Raw genomic sequence first — 20,230 nt, 5'->3', positions numbered from 1 at the left:
GCGTCGGGGTCGGCCGCCTGGGCGGCATCAGTTTTGGCGAATGACCCGGGCGACCGTCGCTACATTGTGGGCGAGGTGCACCGGGTTGATGGTGCCGACAATAGCACTGGCAACGCCGGGCTGTGCAAATAGCAGTTCGAAGCTGGCCCGCACCGGGTCAATACCGGGGGCCAGGCAGGCATGACCGCTGGCCAGGGCCTTTTTCACCAGGATCGCCTTGCCGTGGGCGGTAGCATAGTCAATGACCGGTTTCTCGGCCTGTTCGTTCAGATTGTAGGTGATCATCGCGCAATCACCTTGTTCCAGCGCCCTCAGGCCGCCTTCGACGGTTTTGCCGGAAAAACCGAAAGCGCGGATCTTGCCTTCGTGCTTCAAGGCATCGAGGGTCTGGTAGGCCTCACTGTGCTCGAGGATCGCCAGATCGTTGCCGTCGGAATGCACCAGCACCAGGTCGATAACATCGGTTTCCAGGCGTTGCAGGCTGCGCTCCACGGACAGCCGGGTATGCGCGGCGCTGAAGTCATGGCGCGACTGGCCGGCTTCGAACTCTTCACCGACCTTGCTGACGATCACCCATTCCTGGCGCTGTCCGCGCAGCAGCGGGCCCAGGCGCTCCTCGCTGCGGCCATAGGCCGGCGCGGTGTCGATCAGGTTGATGCCGAGGTCGCGACTCAGCTTGAGCAGTTGGCGGGCTTGCTGGTCGTCGGGGATCTGGAAGCCACTGGGGTATTTGACCCCCTGGTCACGACCGAGCTTGACGGTACCCAGGCCCAGGGGCGAAACCAACAGGCCGGTACTGCCCAGGGCTCGATGGAGGTCGTGCAGGGTCGGTTGGCTCATGGCAGCAGTTGCTCCCAAGGCGTTTGCGCCATGGCTGGCTTGGGCAGTTCGGGCAAGGTGGCTGCCGGCCCCGGGCGGATACCATCGCGTTCCAGGCTGTCGATCACGCGGTCGGCGAAGTCCGGCGACAGGGCCAGCTTGGTCGGCCAGCCCACCAGCAGGCGACCCTGCTCGGCGAGGAAGGCATTGTCCGGACGGGTCAGGCCGGATTGCTGCGGTTCGGCGCGACTCACCCGCAAGGTGGCCCAGCGCGCCTGGCTCAGATCGACCCAGGGCAGCAGGTTGCCCAGTTCCTTCTGTGCGCTGGCGATCTGTTCGGCGGGCTCGCGGGCGACACCTTCGGCCTCGGCGATATCGCCGCCGAGGTACCAGACCCACTGGCCATCGGCCGCTGGATGAGTGGTCACGGTAATGCGCGGCTTGGGGCCGCCACCCAGGCAATGGGCATACAGCGGTTTCAAGCTCGGGCCCTTGACCAGCACCATGTGCAAGGGGCGCGTCTGCATGGCCGGCTGGCTCAGGCCCAGGACCTTGAGCAACGCGGCGTTGCCGGCGCCGGCACTGAGCACGATGCGCTGGGCGTGGATATCCCGGCCATCGACCCGCAGGCCGACCAGTTGCTCATTGTCCAGCAGCGGTTCGATGTCGTGACCAGCCAGCAAACCGTCACCGGCCAGTTCGGCCAGGCGCGTGAGCAGGCTCGGCACATCGATCACCAGTTCGGCCAGGCGATAGACCTTGCCCTTGAAACGCGGGTCTTGCAGGGCGGGGGGCAGTTGCTCGCCCTTGACCTGGTCGACCCGACCGCGCACCGCCTTGCTGGCGAAGAAGCTGGTGAGGTTGCCGGCCAGGGTGCCGGGGGACCAGAGGTAATGGGCGTCGGACAGCAGGCGCACGCCCGTCAGGTCGAGCTCGCCGGTGCCGGCCAGGGCTTCGCGCCAGCGCCGTGGCATGTCGGCGATGGCTTCCGAGGCGCCGCTCAGGGCGCCGTGCAGGGCGTATTTGGCGCCGCCGTGGATAATGCCCTGGGACTTGACGCTCTGCCCGCCGCCGAGACTGGCGCTTTCCACCAGTACCGTCGAAAAGCCCTGGCGCCGCAGGCGCGCGTTGAGCCAGAGGCCGGCGACGCCGGCGCCGACAATCAGGACATCGGTGGAGAGAGCGGATGGCATGCGACGACCTCGGTGTTCAAGACAAGGCTCGCAGTATACAGGCTCATAGAGAGCATGCCTGGGTGGTGTGCGAGCAGTTGAAGCCGAGCACGATCCTGTGGCGTTCCGACAAGCCCGCTCGCCACAAAACCGCGTTCAGATTCAGGTTTCCCTGGTCGGCTGGCATTGGCGCTTGCCGGCTCTAGTGCCCGGCGGTCTTCGAGAACAGCTGGATCACCACGACTCCGAGCACGATCAGTCCCATGCCCAACATCGCCGGGATATCCAGCTTCTGCCCGTAGAGGAACAGCGCCGCGATACTGACCATCACGATCCCCATCCCGGCCCAGACCGCGTAGGCCACGCCCACCGGCACCGTGCGCACTACCAGGGTCAACATCCAGAATGCGATGGCATAGCCGACAATGATCAGCAGCAGCGGGAGCGGCGTGCTCAGGCCCTTGACCGCTTTCATGGAGACGGTGGCGATGACTTCGGCGCAGATGGCGATGGCCAGGTAGTAGTAAGCGTGCATGGGGCAATCTCTCGTGTTTGGGCCTGCTGATGAGATGGGCATTCTAGAGAGTCATCAGATGGGGTAAAGTCATTACCTATCTGAAAATAAGATGGGTTGTTCATGAGTATTCAGTGGAACCTGGAGCAGATGCGCCTGTTCGTCGGCGTCGCCGAGCAGCGTTCGTTTTCCGCCGTGGCGCGTGAACAACACAAGGCGCAGTCGGCGGTCAGCAACGCGATCGCCCTTCTGGAAACGGATCTGGGTGTGACGCTGTTCGAGCGCAGCAGTGGTCGCCAGCCGAAATTGACCGAGGCCGGCACCGCGTTGCTGGAGGAAGCGCGGGAGGTGCTGCGCCAGTGCGATCGTCTCAATGGTCGGGCGCTGGCCTTGATGCGTGGCCAGGAAGCGCGTTTGCGCCTGGCGCAGGACGAGGCCATGCCCTACCAGCCGGTGCTCGACAGCCTGGAGGCGTTGTCGGAGCAGTTTCCCAGCGTCGAGGTGCAACTGGCCAGCGGCGCCCAGGGCGACGTCGCGCGCAAGCTGGTGGAGCGGCGCGCGGACCTGGGCCTGCTGTTCCACCACGACCCGATGCCGCAGACCCTGGAGCGGCGGGCGCTGGGCAGCGTTGAAATGGTTACGGTGTGCGCGGTCAACCATCCGCTGGCGGCTTCGCCGCGGGTCAACCGCCAGCAGTTGGCCCGGCATCGGCAATTGCTCATCGCCCCGCAACTGAGCGGTTATCCCGGCGGTGAACAGCTCAGCCCGCAGGTCTGGCGAGCGGACTCCTTCTACGTGATGGCTGAGCTGCTGATGCGCGGCCTGGGCTGGGCCTGGCTGCCGCGACACGTGGTGCAATACCCGGCGTACCAGAACCAGATGGTCGAGCTGAGCAGCGAATGGACGCCGCCGGCGTTGGTGGTGGAGCTGGTCTGGCGTCGCGACGAACCCCTGGGCCCGGCGGCGCGCTGGCTGGCCGAACGGTTTGCCGAGCACTTGCAGGCGATTGGTTGAAAAAGCCGATAAACTCCGCCGCCATGAATAGAACTCTCTACACCTTGCTGTTTCATCTGGGGCTGCCGCTGGTGGCGTTGCGTCTATGGCTGCGGGCGCGCAAGGCGCCGGCTTATGCCCGGCGCGTTGGCGAACGGTTTGGCCGTGGCCTGCCGGCGCTACGCCCGGACGGGATCTGGGTACACGCGGTATCGGTCGGCGAGAGTATTGCCGCCGCGCCGATGATCCGCGCTCTGCTGGCGAAATATCCACGGCTGCCGATCACCGTCACCTGCATGACGCCCACCGGCTCCGAGCGAATCAAGGCGCTGTTCGCCGACGAGCCACGGATCCAGCATTGCTACCTGCCTTATGATTTGCCGTGGGCGGCGGCGCGCTTTCTCGATGCGGTCCGGCCGAAGTTGGCGGTGATCATGGAGACCGAATTGTGGCCCAACCATATCCATCAGTGTGCCCGACGCGGGATCCCGGTGGCGTTGGCCAATGCGCGGCTGTCGGCGCGTTCGGCCAGGGGCTATGGACGCTTCGCGCGCTTGACCCGGCCGATGCTGGAGGAAATGAGCCTGATCGCCGTGCAGACCGAGGCTGAAGCCGAGCGTTTCCGGCAATTGGGCGCGCGGCCTGAATGCGTCGAGGTCACGGGCTCGATCAAGTTCGATCTGAGCATCGATCCGCAACTGCTTGAGCGGGCCGCCGAGCTGCGTGGGCAATGGCAGGCGCGGGAGCGGCCGGTGTGGATCGCCGCGAGTACCCATGAGGGGGAAGACGCGGTGGTGCTGGCGGCCCATCGGCGGTTGCTCGGCAGTTATCCGAATGCCTTGCTGATCCTGGTGCCGCGTCACCCGGAACGCTTCGACAGCGTGTTCGCCTTGTGCCAGGAACAGGGCTTTTCGACAGTCCGGCGTTCCAGTGGCATTCCTGTCGGTGCGCAGACCGAGGTGCTGCTCGGCGACACCATGGGCGAGCTGCTGTTTCTCTATGCCCTGGCCGATAGTGCGTTCGTCGGCGGCAGCCTGGTGCCCAACGGCGGACATAACCTGCTGGAACCGGCGGCGCTGTGCAAGCCGGTGTTGAGCGGGCCGCATCTGTTCAACTTCCTCGAGATCGCCGCGTTGATGCGCGAGGCCGGGGCGTTGCAGGAAGTGGACGATGCCGAAGGGCTGGCGCTGGCGGTGCAGCGCCTGTTCGAATTGCCACGCGATGCGCAGAAGATGGGCGAGGCGGGACTGAAGGTGATGCGGGCCAACCAGGGGGCGTTGCAGCGCTTGTTGGATGGGTTGGGGCGGTTGCTGTCGCGCTAGATCCTCAATCAAGGATGAACACGATTTTGTGGCCGTAATACGTCCTGTAGGAGCGGGGCTTGGTCCGGGCGGCGTTCCGACGAAGCTTTTGGCGCCGGTGAGGTCCCCTTCGCGGGCAATCGAGCGTCGACCGGCGGCTCCTACAGGTTCCGTGGTGTTCTCAGGAACCCATCAGTACTTCGGATTGGCCTTGAGGTTGGCCGCCGCGGCCTTCGCCAGATCCGGCGGCAGGAAGTCCTTGTCCGGGTTGTAGTCGGCCTTCAGGTAGCGCGCCAGGTCGCTCAGGTCGCCCGGGTTCAGGGTGCCCGCTGCCTGCTTCAGGCGCAGGTTGTCGAGAATGTAGTCATAGCGGGTGTTGTTGTAGTCGCGCACCGAGGTGTACAGCTGACGCTGGGCATCCAGTACGTCGACGATATTGCGCGTGCCCACCTGATAACCGATTTCGGTCGCTTCCAGCGCACTCTGGTTGGAGATGATCGACTGCTTGCGCGCCTGCACCTGTTCCACATCGGTATTCACCGCGCGATGCAGGTTGCGGGTGTTTTCCACCACTTGCCGGCGCAGCGCTTCACGCTGTTGCTCGGTCTGGCTCAAGCGCGAATAGGATTCGCGCACCTGCGAGCTGGTCAGGCCGCCGCTGTAGAGCGGAACGCTCAATTGCAGCCCGATCGTGGTCTGCTTCACTGGCCCGGCATAATTCTGATTCAGCGCATTGGGATTGCCCAGGCCGAAACCGTCGTTGTCGCCGGCCTCGTACTTGGCTACGGCATCGAGGGTCGGCGCATGACCGGCCTTGCGCTGCTTGAGGGTTTCCTCGGCGGCGCTGACGGCATAGTTGCTCGCCAGCAGATTGAGGTTCTGCCGGGCCGCGGTGTCGACCCAGGCCTTGGCGTCATTCGGGGTCGGTGCCAGCACCGGCAAGGTGTGGGCGATGCCCTGGATCGAGTTGTACTGACGATTGGTCAGGGTGATCAGTGCTTCGAAGGCGTCCGCCACCGAGCGCTGGGCGACGATCCGGTTGGCCCGCGCGGTGTCGTAGCTGGCCTGGGATTGCAGTACGTCGGTCTTGTCCGACAGGCCGACGTCGAAGCGTTCGTTGGACTGGTCGAGCTGGCGCTTGAACGCCGCTTCCTCGGCCTTGGTCGAGGCCAGGGTGTCCTGGGCGCGGAGTACCGTGAAGTAGCTTTCGGCGCTTTGCAGGATCAGGTTCTGCTCGGTCGCCGAGAGTTGCAGGGCGGCCTGTTCGTTGATGTCCTTGGCGGCCTGGTACTGGAACCAGCGGTCGGCACGGAACAGCGGCTGGGCCAACGTCGCCTGGTAAGTCGTGGCGCTACGGTTCAGGTTCATCGACGGCTGGTCGATGGAGGTCTGGACATTGTTGGTGCTGGCGCCGGCCGAGAGGTTCGGCAGCAGGCCGGCACGGGCCTGGGGCACGACTTCCTTGCGCGCGTCGTAGTCGGCGCGGGCGGCCGCCAGGTCGGCGTTATTGCCCAGGGCTTCCTGGTAGACGCTGACCAGGTCGGTCTTGGCCGTCAGGGGCGTTTCAGCTGCCCAGACCAATCCGTTGGTCGCACAAGACACGGCCAGGGCCAGTGAAAGTTTGCGCAGCATGAGGCAATTCCTAGAGTAAATATTACGGTGGTAATGCGGTGGCCGAGGCTACTGCCCGGTGGGTCCAGCGTCAAGACGTAGCGAGTGTAGTGCCGGGGCGGGTCGGCAACAATCCTGTATATCTGCCATTTATCCAGACGAACAAGGGGGAGATGGCATTATGTCGCAGTCTTCTCTAAACTCGCCTCGTTCTTGTCGGGGTGCCTTGCTGTGAGGCTGAGATCGGATAAATCCGGATCCCGTTGAACCTGATCAGGTTAGCGCCTGCGTAGGGAACAAGATTTCTCGTCCCCCGGCGAGTCCTCTTGTGCTTTGTCCGGGATGTTGTTCGACAATCGAACAGCGTTCGCCAGGATAGAGCACAGCACCCGTCCGGGTGTGTCCGTGCCTTCAGGTTCGTCCCGACAATCCCCCTGGATGCCGTCTGGAGAGCCGTGATGAGTACAAAAGCAAAAGATGCCGCCAACCTCAGCGATTCGGCCAAGGTCGACGAGCAATCAGTACAGCCGTTTACCCGCTCGCAAAAAATCTATGTGCAGGGCTCGCGCCCGGATATCCGCGTGCCGATGCGCGAGATCAGCCTGGATGTGACTCCGACCGATTTCGGTGGCGAGATCAATGCCCCGGTGCTGGTCTACGATACCTCCGGTCCCTACACCGATCCGAACGTGACCATCGACGTGCGCAAGGGCCTGGCCGATGTGCGCTCGTCGTGGATCGACAGCCGTGGCGACACCGAGCGCCTGACCGGCCTGAGCTCGAACTTCGGCCAGCAGCGCCTGGCCGACCCCGAGTTGACCAAGCTGCGTTTTGCCCACGTCAACAACCCGCGCCGGGCCAAGGCCGGCGCCAACGTCAGCCAGATGCACTACGCCCGTCAGGGCATCATCACCGCCGAGATGGAATACGTGGCCATCCGCGAAAACCTCAAGTTGGAGGAAGCTCGCGCCGCCGGTCTGCTCAAGCAGCAGCACCCGGGCCACAGCTTCGGCGCGAGCATCCCGAAACAGATCACCGCGGAATTCGTCCGTGAGGAAATTGCCCGCGGTCGCGCGATCATTCCGGCCAACATCAACCACGTGGAGCTGGAGCCGATGATCATCGGCCGCAACTTCCTGGTGAAAATCAACGGCAACATCGGCAACAGCGCCCTCGGTTCTTCCATCGAGGAAGAAGTGGCCAAGCTGACCTGGGGCATTCGCTGGGGTTCGGATACGGTCATGGACCTGTCCACCGGCAAGCACATCCATGAAACCCGCGAGTGGATCATCCGCAACTCGCCGGTGCCGATCGGCACCGTGCCGATCTACCAGGCGCTGGAGAAGGTCAACGGGGTGGCCGAGGACCTGACCTGGGAGCTGTTCCGCGACACCCTGATCGAACAGGCCGAGCAGGGCGTCGACTACTTCACCATCCACGCTGGCGTGCTGCTGCGCTACGTGCCGATGACGGCCAAGCGCGTCACCGGGATCGTTTCCCGTGGCGGTTCGATCATGGCCAAGTGGTGCCTGGCGCACCACAAGGAAAACTTCCTTTACACCCACTTCGACGAAATCTGCGAAATCATGAAGGCCTACGACGTCAGCTTCTCGCTGGGCGACGGCCTGCGTCCGGGCTCGATTGCCGATGCCAACGACGAAGCGCAGTTCGGCGAGCTGGAGACCCTCGGCGAGTTGACCAAGATCGCCTGGAAGCACGACGTGCAGTGCATGATCGAAGGCCCGGGGCACGTGCCGATGCAGTTGATCAAGGAGAACATGGACAAGCAGCTGGAGTGCTGCGACGAGGCGCCGTTCTACACCCTCGGTCCGTTGACCACCGACATTGCGCCGGGTTATGACCACATCACCTCCGGTATCGGTGCGGCGATGATCGGCTGGTTCGGTTGCGCCATGCTCTGCTACGTCACGCCCAAGGAACACCTGGGCCTGCCGAACAAGGATGACGTGAAGACCGGGATCATCACCTACAAGATCGCCGCGCACGCCGCCGATCTCGCAAAAGGTCATCCGGGCGCGCAGATCCGTGACAACGCCTTGAGCAAGGCGCGCTTCGAGTTCCGCTGGGAAGACCAGTTCAACCTGGGTCTGGACCCGGATACCGCGCGGGCCTACCACGATGAGACCTTGCCGAAGGATTCTGCCAAGGTCGCGCATTTCTGCTCGATGTGCGGGCCGAAGTTCTGCTCGATGAAGATCACCCAGGAAGTCCGTGAGTACGCGGCCAACCAGCGGATCGAGGCGGTCGATGTGGAAGCGGCCAAGGGCATGGCGGAACAGTCCGAGCGCTTCAAGCGCGAAGGTAGCCAGTTGTACCAGAAGGTTTGACGCGATCTGAAGTAATAGGGGGCCTGTAAGGGCCCTTTCGTGGGCAAGGATGCTCTCACGATAAAAAACACCTATCTCCTTCCCTTGGGCCAACCCTCTTGAACACTCCCAGCACCTATTCCCCCGATCTCGCGGTCCCCGCCGACAAGCGTGTGTTCGGCGCGCGCGATCTGTTTTCCCTGTGGTTCTCCCTCGGTATCGGCCTGATGGTCCTGCAGACCGGTGCCTTGCTGGCGCCGGGCCTTGGCCTGTCCGGCGCGTTGCTGGCGATCTTGCTCGGCAGCGTGGTGGGCGTTCTGCTGCTGGCCGCCGTCGGCGTGATCGGCAGCGACACCGGACTGGCCTCGATGGCCGCGCTGAAGCTCAGCCTCGGCCACTACGGCGCCAGCCTGCCGGCGCTGCTCAACCTGCTGCAACTGGTGGGTTGGGGCGCGTTCGAAATCATCGTCATGCGCGATGCGGCCAGCCTGCTGGGCGCCCGGGCGTTCAGTGACGGCAGCCTGCTGGCCAAACCGTTACTCTGGACCCTGCTGTTCGGCGCTCTGGCGACCTTGCTGGCGGTCAGCGGCCCCTTGACCTTCGTGCGCAAGATCCTGCGCAAATGGGGCATCTGGTTGCTGCTGGCGGCCTGTCTCTGGCTGACCTGGAACCTGTTCGCCAAGGCCGACCTGGTGGCGTTGTGGGCGCAGGCGGGGGACGGTTCGATGCCGTTTGCCGTGGGCTTTGATATCGCCATTGCCATGCCGCTGTCCTGGCTGCCGTTGATCGCCGATTACTCGCGTTTCGGCAAGCGCGCGCAAAGCGTGTTCGGTGGCACGGCACTGGGCTTTCTGGTCGGCAACTTCTGGCTGATGAGCCTGGGTGTCGCCTATACCCTGGCGTTTGCCCCCAGCGGGGAAACCAATGCCTTGTTGCTGGCCCTGGCGGGTGCCGGGCTGGGCATTCCACTGCTGCTGATCCTGCTCGACGAGTCGGAAAACGCCTTTGCCGATATCCACTCGGCGGCGGTTTCCAGCGGCATCCTGCTGCGCTGGAAAGTCGAGCACCTGGCCCTGGCCATTGGCGTGCTCTGCACCCTGATCGCCTGCTTCGCACCGTTGGCGCAATACCAGAACTTCCTGCTGCTGATCGGTTCGGTGTTCGCGCCGCTGTTCGGTGTGGTGCTGGTGGATCACTTCATCCTGCGCGGGCGCGGCGTCAGGGGGGCTTCGTCGTTGTTGCGCTGGCCGGCGCTGCTGGCCTGGCTGGGGGGTGTGGCGACCTATCACTGGCTGGCCAACTTCCATCCGGAGTTGGGCGCAACCCTGCCATCACTGGTGCTGGCGGGGTTGCTGCAAGGGCTGCTCGGCCGAGTCTTCAGCGCCGAGCGGGGAACAGCTCGGGCTTGAGCACGCCGTTGAGGCGCTGGTAGGGAATACTCATTTCGATCAGGCCCATGGCGTAAGGGGCAATGGTTGTCACGTTGTACTTGAGGATCATGCCGTCGCTGGCCAGGGTGACATTCGGGGTTTTCCGGAAGGGCCATGACGCGATGAAATCCTGGTCCAGCCGGTTGCCGATCTGCCAGTTGTTATGGGCAACCTTGGCGAGTTTCCAGAACGTCTCTTCCTGGCCTGGCAGCAGCATGTCCTGCAAGCTCAGGGCCTTGTGATCCTGGCGCGACCAGGTGAGGAAGCCGCGTCCTGGCGTGCCTTGTTCGTTGCCGTCGTCCAGGTAGCTGGCGAGTTCGATGATCACCAAGCCGTCATGCTGCTCGCGTACCTTGGCTTGCAAGTAGCTGCCGTGGCGGCTTTTGGCGCTGGCGAGGAACTGTTCGCGATAAGCCTTGAGCGAGGCCGGCAATGGCGCGTCGGCCGAGGTGCGGCCCATCTGTAGCAGCGCCCGCTCCACCGCGGCATCCAGTTGCGGCTCGTCGGGGAAGTGCACGGTATCGATGTTCACCAGTGGGCAATCCGGATCGTTGCAGCCTGGCTTGATCTGTTCGGAGGTGTCGTTCTTGACGCTCAACGGGGTTTTCAGGCTCGGCTGGAACAGGCTCTGGCAGGCGCCCAGGGTCAGGGCGATTGCCGCCAGCGCGGCGATTTTAAAAAACGACATGGGTGTCCTTCGTCAGCGAAAGAAAAGGTCAAGTGATCGTGCTTCGACTGTCAGCGGCGTACTCGGTTCGCCACTAAGCTAATTAGAGTAGGTTTCAGGGGTGCCCGTCTATCCCGGCGAGGGGAAAGGGGCTGCATCATGGCACTTCGGCGCGTTAGGATGGCGCGAAGTCGAGGGCGTGCCTCGCTGCTATCACAATGGGGAACATGATGACGGACATCACCAGGACCAGCCCGACCACGGTCGAGGTCATCCTGCGGGAGAACTGCTTCAAGGGGTTCTACCGCCTTGATCGGCTGCACCTGCGCCATGAACTGTTTGACGGTGGCATGGGCAACCCGATCAACCGCGAGGTCTTTGTCCGGCATGATGCGGTGTGCGTCCTGCCCTACGATGCCAGGCGTGATGAAGTGTTGTTGCTGGAGCAGTTCCGGGTCGGTGCCATGGGCAAGGCCGAGAATCCCTGGATGATTGAGCTGGTCGCCGGCCTGATCGACAAGGACGAACAGCCGGAAGAGGTTGCCCACCGCGAGGCACAGGAGGAAGCTGACCTGAATCTGACCGCCCTGTGGCCGATTTCCCGGTACTTTCCGTCGCCGGGTGGCAGCAACGAGTTGGTGCATTTGTACCTGGGGCGTTGTGACACCGAAGGGGCTGGCGGTCTCTACGGGCTGGCAGAAGAAAATGAAGATATCCGTGCCACGGTCTGGGCTTTCGAAGACGCCTTGCAAGCCGTGCGCGATGGGCGAATTGCCAATGCGGCGTCGATCATTGCCTTGCAATGGCTGGCATTGAACCGTGCTGAAGTGAGGGGGTTATGGTCGTAAGTCTGCTGCGCGAACGTTATCGGGTTGACCTGATCGGGTTGCAAGCCGCCTGTGAGGCCAACTATGCGCGCCTGATGCGGCTGTTGCCGCAGATGCGCGAGCAGCAGCGCGCGCGCCGCATTGCCGTGACCCAGGGCGACCAGATGCTCGGGGTGTTGGCGCTGGAGGTGTTGCAGGATTGTCCTTACACCACCACCTTGCTGGTACGTCAGGAACATAGCCTGCCCTGGTTGCCGGTGCCGCAGTTGCAGGTACAGGTCTACCATGATGCGCGCATGGCCGAGGTGATCAGTGCCGAGCATGCGCGGCGCTTTCGCAGTATCTATCCGTATCCGAACTCGGCCATGCACCAGCCGGATGAGAAAGCCCAGCTCAATGTGTTCCTGGGCGAGTGGCTGAGTCACTGCCTGGCCTGTGGACATGAGTTCGAGGTGGTTCGCTAGGATAGTGCCGTCAAAAAATTACTGGTAAAATGGAGAAATTCGAAACTTTTAGAATTGATTATATGATGAACTGCGAAATCATTGATCTTGTTGCTATAAAGGCGACCCCGGTTCAGTTATCGCCCTTTCCGCATAGCATTGTTGGTAATGTGCTGTCAAGCGAGTTTCTGTCGAGGGTTCAACAGGATTTTCCACTTGTTGAAGATGCGGGTAGCTTTCCATTAACGACCGTCCAATATGGCGGGTATTTCGCTAAACTCATTGATGAACTGAAAAGCGATGCCTTTCGTCAGGTGATTGCCGAGAAGTTTGCAATCGATCTGTCTGATAAGCCGGTCATGATCACGGTGCGCGGCAAGTCGGATCATAAAGATGGGCGCATTCATACCGACAGTAAAAGTAAATTGATTACCGTGCTGTTGTATATGAATGAAGATTGGCAGTCTGATGGCGGTCGCTTGCGCTTGCTGAATAATGATCATGATCTGGATAATTATTTTGCCGAGGTGCCTCCCCAAGCGGGTACCTTGTTGCTTTTTAAAGTGACTGAAAATGGTTGGCATGGTCATAAAACATTTTTGGGGACGCGTAAGGTCTTGCAATTAAATTATGTTGTCAGTGAGGCCGCGCTGAATAAACATGCAAAGCGTCACGGGTTTTCTGCAAAATTCAAGGCGTGGCGCAGGCGTTTATTCGGTAATAGAATTTCATGAATGTTCTGGTTGTCAAGCTCACCTCCATGGGCGATTTGGTTCACGCCCTTCCTGCTATTACCGATGCCGTCAACGCTATTCCTGGCATTCAATTCGATTGGGTCGTGGACGAGGCGTTTGCTGAAATCGCCAAGTTGCATCCCGCAGTTAATACCCTGATCACAACGGCTCATCGTCGTTGGCGGCGCGATCTATGGAAAAGTATTAAAACGGGTGAGTTGAGTGCGCTGTGGAAACACGTTCGCGCAAAGAAGTATGATGTCGTCATTGACGCGCAAAATAACTTGAAAAGCGCCATTGTCATGAGTTTTACTCGTGGCTTGCGTTGCGGGATGGATCGGCACAGCGCCAGGGAAAAATTTGCGCACCTGGTTTGTCATAAAACCTTTACGATTCCACTCAAGCAGCATGCCATTGCCAGGCAGCGTCAACTGTTTGCCAAGGCGTTAGGTTATACGGTGCCTGATTCATTGCCTGATTTTTCTATTGATCAGCAACAATTACCTGCCTTGCCTATTGCACTGCCTTCGCCCTATTTGGTGTTCGTTCATAGTACTACCTGGGATGCCAAGCATTGGCCGGAGCGGTATTGGCAACAATTGATTAAAATAGCTGTGCAAGCCGGCTATCATGTTGTTTTACCGTGGGGGAATGCCAATGAGCAAGCCCGCGCGAATCGGCTGGCCGAGGCGTCATCAGGTACAACGGTATTGCCGCGTTTGTCGATCACTCAACAAGCGGCGATGATTTCACGATCCGCCGGCGCTATTTGTGTCGATACCGGGCTTGGGCATGTGGCTGCCGCGCTTGATAAGCCTGCTGTTCATCTTTATGGGGCAACGGATCCTGCTTTAATCGGGGCAACGGGATTGCATCAGCGACATTTGCTCGCTGAATTTGAATGTGTGCCTTGCTACCGGCAAAAGTGCAAGATAGCGGCGGAGTCAGCCTGTTTTGTGCAATCCATGCAGCCCGAAAAAGTCTGGGCGCAATTTTTGGCGCAACTTGACGTTGTGCCGGCGCCCAAAATGATTCTGCAATCTTGAATCTTGCGGGTTCCTCGCCCCGGCGAAAGTCGGGCGACAAGATCACCTGAAACTTTTACTCCGCCCCCTCCGGCATCCTGCTCTGAAACAAGGTCGGGCGCCGCGGGCTGGCCTTGTCGAGCGCCGCGATCGCCAAGGCCCATGGCGATTTGCAGGTTGTATCCGGTTTAATGTGAAGTGTGTCCGGTTCTCCTATTTCCTCTTTGCCAATTCTCCGACCATAATTGCTTGCGGCGCGATTTCTTGATCGAAGCGTCCAGAACGCCCCCTCAGTATTTTGCAGGAGAGCATCTTGCCGAGCGTATCCACTCAGTCGCCCCCCGCGGACGCCGTGTTGCTGGTGCAACTGTCCGACAGCCATCTGTTTGCCGAGTCGGACGGTACGCTGTTGGGCATGAATACCCGGGACAGTCTGCAACGGGTTATCGACTGTGTACTGGCCGAGCAGCCCCGGATCGACCTGGTGCTGGCCAGTGGTGATCTGTCTCAGGACGGCACGGTGGCGTCCTATCGGCAGTTTCGCGAGATGAGCGAGGTCATCCCGGCACCGGCTCGCTGGTTCCCCGGCAATCATGATGAGTTGCGGGAAATGGCCGAGGCCGCTCACCACAGCGATCTGCTCGAACCGGTGGTGGATATCGGCAATTGGCGGATTATCCTGCTTGATTCCGCCGTGCCCGGCTCGGTACCGGGCTATCTGCAGGACGAACAGTTGCAACTGCTGGCGCAATCGCTGAGCGAGGCGCCGCAGCGCCATCACCTGGTGTGTTTCCATCACCATCCGATTTCCATCGATTGCGCCTGGATGGAGCCCATCGGCTTGCGCAATCCGGAAGCGCTGTTCGCCGTGCTGGATCGCTTTCCCCAGGTACGGGCGCTGCTCTGGGGGCATATCCACCAGGAGCTGGACCGCGAGCGCAACGGTGTGCGCCTGCTGGCTTCGCCCTCTACTTGCGTGCAATTCGCGCCGGGCAGCCAGGCCTTCAAGGTCGACGACAAGGCCCCGGGCTATCGCTGGCTGCGCCTGTATCCGGACGGACGGTTGGAGACCGCGGTTTCCCGGGTCCAGGGCTTCGATTTCGAGGTCGATTACGGCGGTACGGGCTACTGACCGCTTCTTCTTAATAAGTAGGAAACGTCTCAAGGCGAGTCAGGGCGCCGGAGTCAGGCTAAACTGCGCGTCTTTGTCTGTGCGGTGCCTGGCTGTCGGTTGACGGGAACCTGCCAATGGAGAGCGATCAGATGTCCGGTTCGATCCTGTATATCCACGGTTTCAATAGCTCACCGCTGTCGAAGAAAGCCAGCCAGCTGATCCTGCTGATGGAGCGCCTGGGCCTGGCCGCGCGGTTGCGGGTGCCGGCCTTGCATCATCATCCACGCCAGGCGATGGTCCAGTTGGACACCGCGATTGCCGAACTCGGTCGTCCACTGCTGGTCGGCAGCTCGCTCGGCGGCTACTATGCGACGTGCCTGGCCGAGCGCCATGGCCTGAAGGCATTGCTGGTCAACCCGGCGGTGGCGCCGCATCGGATGTTCGATGGCTACCTTGGGCCCCAGCAGAACCTCTACAGTGGCGAGACCTGGGACCTGAGCATCGATCACGTGACGGCCCTGGCCGAGCTGGAAGTTCCGGCCCCGCAGGACCCGCAACGTTTCCAGGTCTGGCTGCAGACCGCCGACGAAACCCTGGATTATCGTGCCACCCAGCAGTATTACCGGGCTTGTGCCTTGCGTATCCAGGCCGGCGGCGATCATAGTTTCCAGGGCTTTGCCCAACAATTGCCGGCCTTGCTCAGCTTTGCCGGCATCGGTGCCGATACATACCAGGCGATCGACTTCTCGCTGCTCTGATGCCTTGAAGCGCGGAGCCTTGAGAATGACCCCTATTCATAGACGACTGACGACGAGACCCCATGGCCACTCCCAGCGCTAGCTCTTATAACGCAGACGCCATCGAAGTCCTCTCGGGCCTCGACCCGGTGCGCAAACGCCCGGGCATGTACACCGACACCAGTCGGCCGAACCACCTTGCCCAGGAAGTCATCGACAACAGTGTCGACGAAGCCTTGGCCGGGCATGCGAAATCGGTGCAGGTCATCCTGCACGCCGACCATTCCCTGGAAGTGTCCGACGACGGGCGCGGCATGCCGGTGGACATCCATCCAGAAGAGGGTGTGTCGGGCGTTGAACTGATCCTCACCAAGCTGCACGCCGGCGGCAAGTTCTCCAACAAGAACTACCAGTTCTCCGGTGGCCTGCACGGCGTGGGGATTTCCGTGGTCAACGCCTTGTCGAACCAGGTGCGGGTCAGGGTCAAGCGCGACGGCAACGAATACCAGATGACCTTCGCCGATGGCTACAAGGCCACCGAGTTGGAAATCATCGGCACCGTTGGCAAGCGCAACACCGGCACCAGCGTGTACTTTGCGCCGGACCCCAAGTATTTCGATTCGCCGAAGTTCTCCGTCAGCCGTCTCAAGCATGTGCTCAAGGCCAAGGCGGTATTGTGCCCGGGGCTGCTGGTCAGTTTCGAGGACAAGGCCAGCGGGGAGAAGGTCGAGTGGCATTATGAAGACGGCCTGCGTTCCTATCTGGTGGATGCGGTCAGCGAATTCGAGCGGCTGCCGGACGAGCCGTTCTGCGGCAGCCTCTCCGGTAACAAGGAGGCGGTGGACTGGGCCCTGCTGTGGTTGCCCGAAGGCGGCGACAGCGTCCAGGAAAGCTATGTCAACCTGATCCCCACGGCCCAGGGCGGGACCCATGTCAATGGCTTGCGCCAGGGCCTGCTCGATGCCATGCGCGAGTTCTGTGAATTCCGCAGCCTGCTGCCGCGTGGCGTGAAGCTGGCGCCGGAAGACGTCTGGGAGCGGATTGCCTTTGTCCTGTCGATGAAGATGCAGGAGCCGCAGTTCTCCGGCCAGACCAAGGAGCGCCTGTCCTCCCGTGAGGCGGCCGCGTTCGTCTCCGGAGTGGTCAAGGACGCCTTCAGTCTGTGGCTCAACGCCAACCCCGAGCTGGGCATGCAACTGGCGGAGCTGGCGATCAACAACGCCGGTCGGCGCCTGAAAGCCAGCAAGAAGGTCGAACGCAAGCGCATCACCCAGGGGCCGGCGCTGCCGGGCAAGCTGGCTGATTGCGCCGGGCAGGACCCGATGCGTTCCGAGTTGTTCCTGGTGGAGGGTGATTCCGCCGGCGGTTCGGCCAAGCAGGCGCGGGACAAGGAGTTCCAGGCGATCCTGCCATTGCGCGGGAAGATCCTCAACACCTGGGAAGTCGACGGCAGCGAAGTGCTCGCCAGCCAGGAAGTGCACAACATTGCCGTGGCCATCGGCGTCGATCCGGGCGCGGCGGACATGAGCCAGCTGCGCTATGGCAAGATCTGCATCCTCGCCGACGCCGACTCCGACGGCCTGCACATCGCGACCCTGCTCTGTGCCCTGTTCGTCCAGCATTTCCGTCCGCTGGTGGATGCCGGTCATGTCTACGTGGCGATGCCGCCGCTGTATCGCATCGACCTGGGCAAGGAGATCTTCTATGCCCTCGACGAAGCCGAGCGTGACGGTATTCTCGACCGCCTGGTGGCCGAGAAGAAGCGCGGCAAGCCACAGGTCACCCGCTTCAAGGGCCTGGGTGAGATGAACCCGCCACAACTGCGGGAAACCACCATGGATCCGAACACCCGGCGCCTGGTGCAGTTGACCCTGGACGATTTCGAAGCCACCTCGGAAATGATGGACATGCTGCTGGCGAAGAAGCGTGCGGGCGATCGCAAGACCTGGCTGGAATCCAAGGGCGACCTGGCCGAGGTCCTGGCCTGATGCGCAGCGGCCCCGGCGGCGAACGACCGCTGCCAGGCCCGCGCCTGTTGAACACCACCGAATTCACCTGCGCGGCGCTACAGCCGCCGCGCCAGACTACGAACTGATGAGGCCCGCATGAGCGACTCCCTTGATCTCAGCCTGGATGGCGTAGAACGCCGGTCATTGGCTGACTTCACCGAACAGGCCTACCTCAACTACTCCATGTACGTGATCATGGACCGTGCGCTGCCGCATATCGGCGACGGCCTGAAGCCGGTACAGCGGCGTATCATCTACGCCATGAGTGAGCTGGGGCTGGATGCCGATGCCAAGCACAAGAAGTCGGCGCGTACCGTCGGCGACGTGCTCGGCAAGTTCCACCCCCACGGCGACTCCGCCTGCTATGAAGCCATGGTGCTGATGGCCCAGCCGTTCAGCTACCGCTACACGCTGGTGGACGGCCAGGGTAACTGGGGCGCGCCGGATGATCCCAAGTCCTTCGCCGCCATGCGTTACACCGAATCGCGGTTATCGCGCTATTCCGAAGTACTGCTCAGCGAACTGGGCCAGGGCACGGCGGACTGGGTACCGAACTTCGACGGCACTCTCGACGAGCCTGCCGTGTTGCCGGCGCGCTTGCCGAACATCCTGCTCAACGGCACCACCGGTATCGCCGTGGGCATGGCCACCGACGTGCCGCCGCACAACCTGCGGGAAGTTGCCGGCGCCTGTGTGCATCTGCTGGATGATCCCAACGCCAGCGTCGAGGAACTGTGCAAGTTCATCCCGGGTCCGGATTATCCGACCGAAGCGGAAATCATCACGCCGCAAGCCGACCTGCTGAAAATCTACGAAACCGGGCGCGGCTCGGTGCGCATGCGCGCGGTCTATCGCATCGAAGATGGCGATATCGTCGTGCATGCCCTGCCGCATCAGGTCTCCGGGGCCAAGGTGCTGGAGCAGATCGCCGCGCAGATGCAGGCCAAGAAGCTGCCGATGGTCGCCGACCTGCGCGATGAGTCCGACCACGAGCACCCGTGCCGTATCGTGATCATCCCGCGCTCCAACCGGATCGACCTCGACGAGCTGATGCAGCACCTGTTCGCCACCACTGACCTGGAGTCCAGCTACCGGGTCAACATCAACATCATCGGTCTGGACGGCAAGCCGCAGTTGAAGAACCTGCGCACCTTGCTGGTGGAGTGGTTGTCGTTCCGCGTCAACACCGTGCGCCGGCGCCTGAAGTTCCGCCTGGACAAGGTCGAGAAACGCCTGCACCTGTTGGATGGCTTGCTGATCGCCTACCTCAACCTGGATGAAGTGATCCACATCATCCGCACCGCGGAGCACCCACGGGCCGAGTTGATCGCGCGTTTCGACCTCAGCGAGATCCAGGCCGACTACATCCTCGACACCCGCCTGCGCCAGTTGGCGCGCCTGGAAGAGATGAAGTTGCGCGCCGAGCAGGATGAACTGCTCAAGGAGCAGGCCAAGCTGCAGGCGCTGCTGGCCAGCGAAGCCAAGCTGAAGAAGTTGGTGCGTACCGAACTGTTGGCCGATGCGCAGACCTACGGCGACGATCGTCGCTCGCCGATTGTCGCGCGTAGCGAAGCCAAGGCCCTGTCGGAAAACGAATTGATGCCGACCGAGCCGGTCACGGTCGTTCTGTCGGAAAAAGGTTGGGTTCGCTGCGCAAAAGGCCATGATATTGATGCCACGGGCCTGTCCTACAAGGCCGGTGACGGTTTCAAGACCTCGGCCGCGGGGCGCTCCAATCAGTTCGCGGTGTTTATTGATTCCACCGGGCGCAGCTACTCGGTGGCGGCGCATACCTTGCCTTCGGCCCGTGGCCAGGGCGAGCCGTTGACCGGCCGCCTGACGCCGCCGCCGGGGGCCAGCTTCGAATGCGTGCTGTTGCCTGAAGACGATGCCTTGTATGTCATCGCTTCCGACGCCGGGTATGGGTTCGTGGTCAAGGGTGAAGACCTGCAGGCCAAGAACAAGGCGGGTAAGACCCTGTTGAGTCTGCCCAACGGCTCCAGGGTGATGCCGCTCAAATCGGTGGCCGACCGCGAGCAGAACTGGTTGGCGGCGGTGACCACCGAAGGTCGGCTGCTGATTTTCAAGGTCAGCGATCTGCCGCAACTGGGCAAAGGCAAGGGTAACAAAATCATCGGCATTCCCGGTGAGCGGGTGGCCAGCCGTGAGGAGTATGTCACCGACCTGGCGGTGATCCCGGACGGCGCGACCCTGGTCTTGCAAGCGGGCAAGCGCACCTTGTCGCTCAAGGCCGACGACCTGGAGCACTACAAGGGCGAGCGTGGGCGGCGCGGCAACAAACTACCGCGCGGCTTCCAGCGGGTTGACGCCTTGTTGGTAGAAGGTCTCAGTTAAAGCGGTTTGAAGCGTTCGTTCAGCGTATTAGCAGGAAGATCGCTACGGCAGCACTGGAGTCAGGGCGCATATTCACGGATGATATGCGCCTCTTGCGGCACCCGCGTGGCGGCGTGCCCAAACGAATTTTTGGATCAGACTGTGGCAGGGCC

17 protein-coding genes and 1 riboswitch are annotated in these 20,230 nt (G+C 61.9%); of the genes, 12 read left to right on the top strand and 5 right to left on the bottom strand.

Annotated elements, in window-relative coordinates:
• Positions 1 to 27: 27 nt before the first annotated feature.
• The 3 genes from PFEN_RS28070 to PFEN_RS28060 form a co-directional block, all read right to left on the bottom strand.
• Positions 28 to 840 (bottom strand): aldo/keto reductase, encoded by an 813-nt coding sequence (locus PFEN_RS28070; protein ID WP_191489828.1) that lies wholly within the window; start codon positions 838 to 840, stop codon positions 28 to 30.
• Positions 837 to 2,012: an NAD(P)/FAD-dependent oxidoreductase gene (locus PFEN_RS28065; RefSeq protein WP_191489827.1), complete on the bottom strand. Its 1,176-nt coding sequence runs from the start codon at positions 2,010 to 2,012 to the stop codon at positions 837 to 839. The genes PFEN_RS28070 and PFEN_RS28065 overlap by 4 nt, the downstream gene beginning before the upstream one ends.
• Positions 2,013 to 2,193: 181 nt before the next feature.
• A complete protein-coding gene (locus tag PFEN_RS28060) occupies positions 2,194 to 2,526 on the bottom strand; it encodes a DMT family transporter (RefSeq protein ID WP_191489826.1) in 333 nt (110 codons plus the stop codon).
• A gap of 108 nt (positions 2,527 to 2,634) precedes the next feature.
• On the opposite strand from PFEN_RS28060, the gene PFEN_RS28055 reads away from it, so the two are divergent.
• Positions 2,635 to 3,519 (top strand): LysR family transcriptional regulator, encoded by an 885-nt coding sequence (locus PFEN_RS28055; RefSeq protein WP_191490274.1) that lies wholly within the window; start codon positions 2,635 to 2,637, stop codon positions 3,517 to 3,519.
• 23 nt (positions 3,520 to 3,542) lie between these two features.
• Positions 3,543 to 4,820: a lipid IV(A) 3-deoxy-D-manno-octulosonic acid transferase gene (gene waaA / locus PFEN_RS28050; RefSeq protein ID WP_191489825.1), complete on the top strand. Its 1,278-nt coding sequence runs from the start codon at positions 3,543 to 3,545 to the stop codon at positions 4,818 to 4,820.
• Positions 4,821 to 4,991: 171 nt separating this feature from the next.
• Here waaA and PFEN_RS28045 read toward each other — a convergent pair whose 3' ends face one another.
• On the bottom strand, positions 4,992 to 6,431 hold the full coding sequence (locus PFEN_RS28045) for a TolC family outer membrane protein (RefSeq protein ID WP_191489824.1): 1,440 nt from the start codon (positions 6,429 to 6,431) through the stop codon (positions 4,992 to 4,994).
• Positions 6,432 to 6,617: 186 nt separating this feature from the next.
• A riboswitch (TPP riboswitch) is annotated at positions 6,618 to 6,723 on the top strand.
• A gap of 145 nt (positions 6,724 to 6,868) precedes the next feature.
• On the opposite strand from PFEN_RS28045, the gene thiC reads away from it, so the two are divergent.
• Both thiC and cytX read left to right on the top strand, forming a co-directional pair.
• Positions 6,869 to 8,758: a phosphomethylpyrimidine synthase ThiC gene (gene thiC / locus PFEN_RS28040; protein WP_191489823.1), complete on the top strand. Its 1,890-nt coding sequence runs from the start codon at positions 6,869 to 6,871 to the stop codon at positions 8,756 to 8,758.
• Positions 8,759 to 8,856: 98 nt separating this feature from the next.
• Entirely contained in the window at positions 8,857 to 10,146 is a 1,290-nt protein-coding gene (gene cytX, locus PFEN_RS28035; protein ID WP_191489822.1) for a putative hydroxymethylpyrimidine transporter CytX, read from the top strand.
• On the opposite strand, the gene PFEN_RS28030 is transcribed toward cytX, so the two are convergent.
• Positions 10,115 to 10,855, bottom strand: coding sequence for an RsiV family protein (locus tag PFEN_RS28030; protein ID WP_191489821.1), 741 nt, complete (start codon positions 10,853 to 10,855; stop codon positions 10,115 to 10,117). The two genes, cytX and PFEN_RS28030, sit on opposite strands and share 32 nt — an antisense overlap.
• A 209-nt stretch (positions 10,856 to 11,064) precedes the next feature.
• Between PFEN_RS28030 and PFEN_RS28025 the strand changes: the two genes are divergently transcribed.
• The 8 genes from PFEN_RS28025 to parC all read left to right on the top strand — a co-directional run bounded on the left by PFEN_RS28025 (position 11,065) and on the right by parC (position 20,078).
• Positions 11,065 to 11,682, top strand: a complete 618-nt coding sequence (locus tag PFEN_RS28025) for an NUDIX domain-containing protein (RefSeq protein ID WP_191489820.1) — start codon at positions 11,065 to 11,067, stop codon at positions 11,680 to 11,682.
• A complete protein-coding gene (locus PFEN_RS28020) occupies positions 11,673 to 12,125 on the top strand; it encodes a DUF1249 domain-containing protein (RefSeq protein ID WP_191489819.1) in 453 nt (150 codons plus the stop codon). The genes PFEN_RS28025 and PFEN_RS28020 overlap by 10 nt, the downstream gene beginning before the upstream one ends.
• Positions 12,126 to 12,154: 29 nt before the next feature.
• Entirely contained in the window at positions 12,155 to 12,838 is a 684-nt protein-coding gene (locus PFEN_RS28015; RefSeq protein ID WP_191489818.1) for a 2OG-Fe(II) oxygenase family protein, read from the top strand.
• Positions 12,835 to 13,884 carry a lipopolysaccharide heptosyltransferase I gene (gene waaC, locus PFEN_RS28010; protein WP_191489817.1) on the top strand — a complete coding sequence of 350 codons (1,050 nt, stop codon included), beginning with the start codon at positions 12,835 to 12,837 and terminating at the stop codon, positions 13,882 to 13,884. Before PFEN_RS28015 ends, waaC begins: the two co-directional genes overlap by 4 nt.
• Positions 13,885 to 14,176: 292 nt before the next feature.
• The gene (gene cpdA, locus PFEN_RS28005; RefSeq protein WP_191489816.1) at positions 14,177 to 14,995 is read left to right on the top strand and encodes a 3',5'-cyclic-AMP phosphodiesterase; all 819 of its coding nucleotides are present in this window, start codon (positions 14,177 to 14,179) and stop codon (positions 14,993 to 14,995) included.
• Between the two features lie 131 nt (positions 14,996 to 15,126).
• Entirely contained in the window at positions 15,127 to 15,735 is a 609-nt protein-coding gene (locus PFEN_RS28000; RefSeq protein ID WP_191489815.1) for a YqiA/YcfP family alpha/beta fold hydrolase, read from the top strand.
• A gap of 62 nt (positions 15,736 to 15,797) precedes the next feature.
• Positions 15,798 to 17,702, top strand: a complete 1,905-nt coding sequence (parE, locus tag PFEN_RS27995) for a DNA topoisomerase IV subunit B (protein ID WP_191489814.1) — start codon at positions 15,798 to 15,800, stop codon at positions 17,700 to 17,702.
• Between the two features lie 117 nt (positions 17,703 to 17,819).
• Complete coding sequence (parC, locus tag PFEN_RS27990) at positions 17,820 to 20,078, top strand: DNA topoisomerase IV subunit A (RefSeq protein WP_191489813.1); 2,259 nt, start codon at positions 17,820 to 17,822, stop codon at positions 20,076 to 20,078.
• Positions 20,079 to 20,230: the final 152 nt, after the last annotated feature.

Origin of the sequence: Pseudomonas sp. FEN, assembly GCF_904067045.1 — a bacterium.
Taxonomy (GTDB): Bacteria; Pseudomonadota; Gammaproteobacteria; order Pseudomonadales; family Pseudomonadaceae; genus Aquipseudomonas.
This window is presented reverse-complemented; position numbering and strand designations above follow the sequence as displayed.